At 54.7% G+C, this 950-nt stretch carries 1 pseudogene; it reads right to left on the reverse strand.

The window, feature by feature from the left end:
• Positions 1 to 841 (reverse strand): annotated as a pseudogene (locus HMPREF3104_RS09775) (hypothetical protein); the annotation flags it as partial.
• Between the last annotated feature and the right edge of the window lie 109 nt (positions 842 to 950).

Here is a 950-nt window from a genome sequence, read left to right on the forward strand (position 1 = left end):
CTGCCTCCATATCCACTTCGGTGACCTTCGCTGTTGCCAGCAGGGCATCCAGTGCTGCGGTGGCTTCCGGAGTCAGTGCCCCAACCCCTGGCACATAGGCTGGACCACCAGCCTTACGGCCCTTCGGCACAAACACATGCAGCGTGGCTTTTGTTGGGGTGATCTCACCCGAAAGCAGTTTCACCATCGCATCAGCCATCGATGTTTTATGCTCCCGTGCGGCAGCCAACACATGCTCTCGCACCACACGCGCAGTCAACGGGTTCGTCGACAATGTGACCAACGTTTTCACAGTCCCGGTGTATGCAGATTCCTCAAACGTCAACACGTCATCACCAGCATGTGCTTGAGCCACACGTTGCTGACGTCGCTTCGGCTGATAGGCACACGTTGGGTCAATACGTTTAATCATCTCCCGGATACGACGAGTAATCATCGTGGTTTGTGGGGTGTTTTGCCCAGGCCGTTTCGGAGTAAACGTGGCCGTAAGCATTGCGTCGAATGCGGCATACGCCTCATCAGTGATCTCTGGGCCAAGTTCAGCAAGCACGGTATCGATGGCGCGTAAATGCTGCAGATCCATCACACGGGTCTCAGCTTGTAAGGCACGCAGCTTCGGTAAGTGCTGCAGGCGTGCATGCGAGAAAATGGCTTGCTCAACCACGCTTTTAGCCCAACCAGTTGCCTCCCTGATGGCTACTACTTCCACGTCAAAGTCATCAATACTTGCCCCCGGGGTGGCGAAGTGGCCGAATTCATCCCAGTACACGTCGCGGATACGTTGACCGCGGATACTGCGCGGATCCTCTGGTCGCTGTGTGCGGAAGTATGGTTCGCCCACGGTGTACCCCCATTGCTGCTTTGCTCTTTGTTTTGTCCCCCTAATTATACCCGCCAAATCGTTCGACACACAAGTCCTAACCCAGGATTTATTGCATTGATTTTCGTTT

The sequence above is a fragment of the Corynebacterium sp. HMSC30G07 genome (genome assembly GCF_001806945.1).
Classification (GTDB): domain Bacteria; phylum Actinomycetota; class Actinomycetes; order Mycobacteriales; family Mycobacteriaceae; genus Corynebacterium; species Corynebacterium riegelii.